The sequence below is a fragment of the Novipirellula sp. genome (genome assembly GCF_041583735.1).
Classification (GTDB): domain Bacteria; phylum Planctomycetota; class Planctomycetia; order Pirellulales; family Pirellulaceae; genus Novipirellula.
In genome coordinates this window covers 22,973-29,867 of the sequence record NZ_JBFHFD010000030.1, presented here as the reverse complement: position 1 = coordinate 29,867, position 6,895 = coordinate 22,973, and the positions used below count along the sequence as shown (strand labels likewise).

The window sequence follows — 6,895 nt, the reverse complement described above, 5'->3', positions numbered from 1 at the left end:
CACTCCGGTTTCCTTTGGCGCCGTTGGCACGCCGATCCTGATTGGCGTCAGCAGCGGTTTAGCGGGGGAAGGGACGATCGATGGTTTTGCGCAAAGCCATGGATTTGCCGACGGAGGGACGCTGTTATCGTTGATCGGTTTGCGAGTGGCGATGCTGCACGCGATCGCTGGGGCGTTGATCCCGCTGTGGTTGGTGGGGTTGATGACGCGATTCTTTGGCGAAAATCGCTCCTTCAAAGAAGGTTTGGCGATTTGGCGTTTCGCTCTTTTTGCCGCGTTTGCGATGACGATTCCGTATCTCTTGGTCGCCTGGTTGTTGGGTCCCGAGTTCCCATCGCTCTTAGGAGGGCTATGCGGTTTGGCAATCGTGGTCCCCGCCGCAAAGGCTGGGTTCTTGATGCCCAAAGCGGACGCGATTTGGGATTTCCCCGCTGCGGACAAATGGCCAGACGATTGGTTGGGACTACCGCTGTCCAATCCGCAAAAGGACGCCAGTGCCTGTGACGATGCGAGGCCAATGGGATGGATCTCGGCATGGTCGCCGTACGTGATCGTCGCCTTGCTGCTGGTGCTAACTCGGCTTGATTCGTTGCCAGGACTCGAGTGGTTGACGGGACATGACGGATCGCCGGCACAGTGGGTCAAATCGTTTGCGGTGCCCGTGAGCGAAATCTTTGGCACTTCGATCTCCGAGATCATCCGTCCTGTCTATTTGCCAGGCACCGTGTTTGTGATCGCGTCGCTCATCGCCGTGTTGTTCCAGCGAGTGCCGATGCGGGCCTGCGCTGCGGCCTGCGGTGATTCGTTTCGCACCATTTTGCGAGCCTCGGTGGCCTTGGTCTTTACCGTGCCGATGGTCCAGGTATTTATCAACAGCACCCACGGGGCGGCCGGGTACGAGTCGATGCCCATCACATTGGCCGAAGGAGTCAAGAACACGGTCGGCGACGCGTGGCCGGTATTTGCGACGTTCATCGGTGGTTTCGGAGCATCGATCGCTGGCAGCAATACGATCAGCAACATGATGTTCTCGTCGTTCCAATTCAATGTGGGCGAGAAACTCGGTGTCGATCCGGTTTGGATCGTGGTGTTACAAGCCGTTGGTGGCGCCGCCGGGAACACGATCTGTGTCCACAACGTCGTGGCGGCGTCGGCTGTGGTCGGGTTGGTGGGCAAAGAGGGCGTGATCATCCGCAAAACGTTGTGGGTGTTCACCTATTACGCATTGCTGCTGGGGATCATTGGCTACGCGATCGTGTGGTGGGGGCGGTGAGGCCGATTGAAACGCGTCCGCAAGCCCAATGCCATCTACGTTGACGCTAACCAGGTGGTTGTGTAGCGGTGCGCCGCAAGCCGCCCGGTCGAAATTGAACATCTTACCGAGCGGGCGCCCGACGCTAGCGCGTTCGTCTCACAAAATGGGATCATCGAATTAGCAATCAGGCACTGAAATCGATGTGCGGCGGTGGTTCCTCGGGATCGGTTGGCGGCGTCACATCGAGATCGGTGGCTTCCTGTTCCGCCGCGGTTTCCTCGGGCTGCGATTCTTGTTCGTCGTGCTCTTTGGCGCGTTCGAAGGTGTCGTACATTTGCCGGCCGTCGCCGCCGCGATCATGCGTTTGTTCGCTCGAGTCGATGGCACTCGCTTCGGCTGTTTTGCCACCAGGGTTTTCAGCGGTCGCTTGTCGCTTGGTGGCTTCGGCGGCTTGCGAGTCGGCCTCGCCTCCGCGGGCGGCGGCTCGAGCGGTGCCAGCGACGGACGCCGCGGCGGAGCTAGGATTGACTTGCATGATCACTAACCTCACTGATTTCGAGACGAAGGAGGTTCGAAAAAGGGATCGTGCTAACGAAACCAGTTTCCAAATCCGCGTGGTGACGATTCGGTCGCTTCGGGGGCGACGTCACCAGGGTTATTTATACCAGGATTGGCGTTGGTGATCGTCGGAATAAATCGTTCGAGCGTTTCGCCGACCCCTTCGAAGGCACGCCGTTCAATCGTCGGAGCGTGAATCGGCCCCTTCACGTCAATTGTCCAGAGCGTGTACTTTTCGCCTCGCAAGGGGCGAATGATTTGCGTAAACGCGTTCTGCGGGCTGACCCGAGTATTAAACGAGAGGTCCAGTTCACGACGTCCATCGAGCGACCCACTGCCCTCTAGTGCAACCCAGTCGCCCCACATTTTCAGTTCGTTGAAGTTCAGCGTGTCGCCAAAAACGCTGAACTGCACCGTGCCATCGGTGAACGCCACATCTTCGGTCGGCTTGATCCGCAGTTGGTTCAGGACCTGCACGATCAGAGGCAATTGATACAGGTTTGCTTTGGTGACTTGGGCGGTGCCGGTGCCTTTGAGGAATTCGAGTGTTCCCAAGCTGCCTTCGAGTGACGCGTTGCCTGAAAACTCGCCACTGATTTCATTATCGACATGGCCAAAGTCGGCAAGAATTGTCGGCACTTGAGCATCACGCACGGCGATGTCGACATCAAAACTGCCCGAGGAAAGCTCCAAGTCGCCACGCAATTCGATAACGCCATCAAACACTCGGCCGGTGATCGACCGTGTCGCGGGGACCGTCGACGGGGCCATGTTGGCTCCGGCCAAATGAGACGAGGCAAGGTTGCTGCGAACGCCCAATTTCAACACATCGTCGACCACGGTAAAGGGGCCTTGGATCGACGTGATTTGCAGATCATCGACATGCATCGAGTCGATATGCACATCGCCCGCCGCACGAATACCTTGCTGGTCACGGCTACCGACGACCGAGATTTCACCTCGCAGCGAGTGTACCGGGCCAACATCCGCGATCCGGTTCCCCTCGAGTTGCAAGGCGATGTCCCAGTGAATCAGTGGTTCGATGTGATCGGCGTCGGGCAACGTGATCTTCGTCTGACCTCGCAGGCTGACCGGACCTCGCAATTGCAATCGCCGCATCGCTTCCCGCATTTCATTAGGCAACGCGGAAATCAATTCGGCATCGGGATTCAGCCGGCTGCCGCCTTTCATATTCAGCGTCAAATCCCAACGTCCCGTGGGTCCTTGGACACAAAATCCGTCGGCGGCCAACCGTGTTGCGCCGTGTTGTCCATTGAGCGAGTCGATGTAGACCTTGGATCCATCGTAGCGGACCGTGCCGCTGCTGATGTCGATGCGATAGGGAAGCGAACACGGTCGCAGACTGAGCGTGCGGTTGTTGATCTGGTTGGCGTAGATTTGCCGAGCAGTCAAATCGATTTGCAGCGGCCCCGAATGCTCTTGTTGCGTCACCCAAACATCGGCTTCGTCCAAAACGCCGCCTGGTGCGAGCGAGTCCCAGGTGTGTTGGGCTGATTCGGGAAGCGAGGATCGCAACGCATCGTCCATCGGGATGTTGGTCGTTTGGAACACCAAGGCGAGCTGAGGCGGCACTTCGATCCCGCTGCCTGAATCGGAAATACGAAACAGGTTCGGGTCGGGCGACGGCTTGGGAATTCGGTAGGTACCTTCACAACGAACCACCCCTGAATTGGCGCTTAAGCCTCGAAAGTCGGTGATCCGCACGACATCTTCGTTGACCTCGATGCGGCCATCGACGTTGTACAACGGGTAGGCAAATTTTTCGTAACGCAAATGGCCATCGATGATCCGCAAATCCAATTGGCGGGTATTCCGTCCGCTCGCGTCGGTGCCAAACATCGCACTCGCCAAATGCACGGCTCCGCGAGGCCGTAGCGAGCGAACACACGACTCGAGCGCTGACTGGGGCGCCCCGCGATGCGTCAGCGATTTGATTAACGTGCTATCGATGGCAATGGGGCCGTCCGCAGCCATCACAAACGTCTTCTCGTTGGTGATCCCCGGACGAATGGGCAAGCGAAACGCACACTGCATACGGTGGCTGTCGATGCGACCGTTCAGCGAATCGCTCGATGCAATGCCATCGCGGACTTCGATGCGGCCGACCAATTGGTGCACGGGATAGGGGAATTTTTCATAGCGAATGTCGACCCCTTTACAGATCACCTCGGCATCCGCGTCCCAGATTCCGGTACGGCAAGTCACGTCGGCTTTGACATCGATACGGCCGCGGGGCTGCAAGTGATCCCAGCCGCGACGTATCGCCTCGGGCAGCACCGATGCAAATTGGTCATCCAGTAGCAGTCCGTTGGTCGCGACCTTCAAATCGGCGTCCAGCGGCCACCGATCGCCTCGCAGTTCGCCGTGGACACGGACGACCGCTTCCCCAAGCGAGGCCTGGGAGGCTTCGATCTGGATCGCTTGCGGTTCCGCCACAAACACCCCTCGCAGCTGAGTGATCGGTTTGGGCAGCTTGGCGTGAGTGAATTGTCCTTCGTGAATCGTCGAGCGGACACGGTACTTCAAGTCGCGACCGGGGGCATGGAAAACCGAGCACGAGAGGTCACATACACATTGCAGCCCACGCACATCGACCAATGGCTTTTGCAGCGTCGCGGGTAAACGGTTAAACAGTTCACGATCAATCTTGACGCCACGCACCGAACAGCGGACGTCGCTCGCAGCGTTGACGCTGTCCCATTGGACGTGAAACGCGTCCGCCAAATCGCTCGAACCGGTGGCGGTCACGGTGCGGTCAACGCCGCCATCGAGCCGCTCTGTATTGACCAGACTTAGCTTGGCAATCTCGGTGCTGACCGGCCGCTGGCTCGCCGCGGGATCGTACCAATGAATGGTTCCTCGCAGCAGATCGATGCGAGGTGCTTCGGGGCCAAGTTTCGGCAATGGCATCAGATCCATCAACGACGGCGTGCCGTCGTCACTCAATGTGACGTTGGCATGAAAGCCGGTGATGGCAACTCGATTCGTCGTCAGCGGGACTTCTTTGTCCAGCAGTTTTTCGGGATGAACGTTGGCAACGACGACCAGTTGTTCAATGCGGACGAGCTCGCGAAGCGGAGCGGCAATCGCTGCAGGATTCGTGATGACGATGTTTTCAAAAATGACCCCCACCGAACTCTCGAAACGGCCCCGCCCGATCGAGACATCGTAGCCAACGTAGTGATCTTGCAACTTCTTTAGCAAATGACGCCGAGCTTGTTCCCCAAGCGTATCGGGGGCCAGCATCGGGACAACCGTAATGAGCGCAGCTGAGATCAGCGCAGCCCACACCCATCGCGCTAATGCACGCGACGTTTTGGGTTTCGGATCGGATTTGGACCCAGCCAATCGCAAACAGCCTATTCACAAACCAAGGGCATCCATGTCCCCTGATGCCGGGGGGCCGTAAAAGACCGCTCAGCACGAGGTTAATCTGTCGCGATACTAGTCCGAGGCTCAGCCGCCAAGCCACCCCAAAAACGACCAGAACTGGTAGATCCACGGCGATTGCCAAGGAGTTTGCAACGCAGTCGACATCGAAAACACACTGAGTGCTAGCATCGCGTGGAAGATGCCTTGCTTCTGTGGTTTATCTGAATACTCATCAAGAATCGGTGCTAGCATTATTAGCCACATCGGCGTGAACCATAACACCCAGCGAAAACAGCAACTAACGCCGCCGTAATTACGATCAATTAGCGGGCGTGCGAGATAGAACAGCAAGCAAACAACGCTAGCAATTAAGACAGCTAGCGTGAACCGACGATAGTCGTGAGGCCCGAACGAGAGTCCTTTGATCAGTCCGAGCGGGACGAGCAAGAAAATGGGGGTGAGCGAAAAAATTCCGTGATGACCGATCGTCATATTTAAAAAATAGACGAACCGAGAGGGTTCCCCCAGGTCGACGCCCCTCCGTCGACCATCTTGCCAGTAGCTATTGGGGTACTCATACCAATCGTCCCAATAATGCAGCGCCCAGTTTCCGCTCGCGGTTCGGGTCAACGAAAAGAGTTGATCGTCGTCGCTGCGAACACTCCAGCGTCCTTTTTCATCGGACAGTTTGACGGTGATTTTCTGCGACGATTGGATCAAATTCCGTTGCACGATTTCGCGATGAATTTGCTCGCTGGGAATAGGATCGAGCGACGCGTCGATCTCGGCAATCAAATCGCCGTTGCCGCGATGCGCGTAGGGCGGTCGCAAACTGCCATGAGCGGCATAGTTGGTCCCAAAAAATGCTGCGGCCACAATGATCAATCCTGCTGTAAACGGCAGCAGCGATCGAGTATCGACCCAGACAAACAGCACGAACCACAGCACCATCATCGACAGTGCCGGCAGTTCGTTGGCCGCGGTAAACGCAGCTGCCAATCCAGCCAGCAGATACACCCCCCACGGCATCACGGTGGAGGTGCCGGTGACCGAGTCGTCTAGTTTCTCGCACGCCAACAAGTAGATCCACATCGTTAACGCAGTGAAGGCGGCGGCGACCAGATGATTGTTCAGCGTCATCGAAAAGGGCAATAGCATCGTACCAAAGACGGTTGCTAACGCGAGCGATTGCCGGGCCCACGAATTTCCACACACACGTTCGATCGATCCGATCGTGCCAAAGTAAAAGAGCGCCAGCAACGGCAGATTCACCAGCGCCAATACAATCCGTGTCGCATAGATCGGATGCTCGGTCATCGAGAGCCCGAGCAAGCTATTGACGAAAAAGTAGACTCCCGCCACCAAAGTTGGAAACAACGGCGGTTTGCTGCTGTAGTAATGCAATTTGCCATCCTCGCCACGATGACGCACCTTGTCGATCGTGTTCCACGGGGTACGGTTCTTGGCGCCTTTGAGGTTGATTTGGCGATCGATCTCGTACGTGCGATCTTCGACCAGCGCGGCGACGGTACACCAGCGGCTGCGATCATTGGCACTCAAGAACGCAGTGTCCCCCTCGCGGCTGGTCACGGTGGCGATTCGGCCCGCCGCGATTCCCAGCCCGATCAAAATCAATAAGAGGTAGGCGGTACGTCGTTTCTTGCGTTCTTGCGTGTCTTTGTGCATCGA

4 protein-coding genes are annotated in these 6,895 nt (G+C 57.3%); 1 reads left to right on the top strand and 3 read right to left on the bottom strand.

The genetic code is table 11. The features are described from left to right. Positions 1 to 1,273, top strand: a 1,273-nt coding sequence (locus ABX962_RS04425; protein WP_372716999.1) for an L-lactate permease, incomplete at its 5' end; no start/stop codon positions are given. Positions 1,274 to 1,439: 166 nt separating this feature from the next. On the opposite strand, the gene ABX962_RS04420 is transcribed toward ABX962_RS04425, so the two are convergent. From ABX962_RS04420 to ABX962_RS04410, 3 genes are all read right to left on the bottom strand, one after another. After that, entirely contained in the window at positions 1,440 to 1,790 is a 351-nt protein-coding gene (locus tag ABX962_RS04420) for a hypothetical protein (protein ID WP_372716997.1), read from the bottom strand. A gap of 53 nt (positions 1,791 to 1,843) precedes the next feature. Continuing rightward, positions 1,844 to 5,080: an AsmA-like C-terminal region-containing protein gene (locus tag ABX962_RS04415; RefSeq protein WP_372716996.1), complete on the bottom strand. Its 3,237-nt coding sequence runs from the start codon at positions 5,078 to 5,080 to the stop codon at positions 1,844 to 1,846. A gap of 210 nt (positions 5,081 to 5,290) precedes the next feature. Further along, complete coding sequence (locus tag ABX962_RS04410; protein ID WP_372716994.1) at positions 5,291 to 6,892, bottom strand: hypothetical protein; 1,602 nt, start codon at positions 6,890 to 6,892, stop codon at positions 5,291 to 5,293. Positions 6,893 to 6,895: the final 3 nt, after the last annotated feature.

What these genes read in the sequence shown, in the direction of transcription:
- ABX962_RS04420 (WP_372716997.1), bottom strand. Translation starts at nt 1,790, where the DNA reads ATGCAAGTCAATCCTAGCTCCGCCGCGGCGTCCGTCGCTGGCACCGCT.
- ABX962_RS04415 (WP_372716996.1), bottom strand. Translation starts at nt 5,080, where the DNA reads ATGCTGGCCCCCGATACGCTTGGGGAACAAGCTCGGCGTCATTTGCTA.
- ABX962_RS04410 (WP_372716994.1), bottom strand. Translation starts at nt 6,892, where the DNA reads ATGCACAAAGACACGCAAGAACGCAAGAAACGACGTACCGCCTACCTC.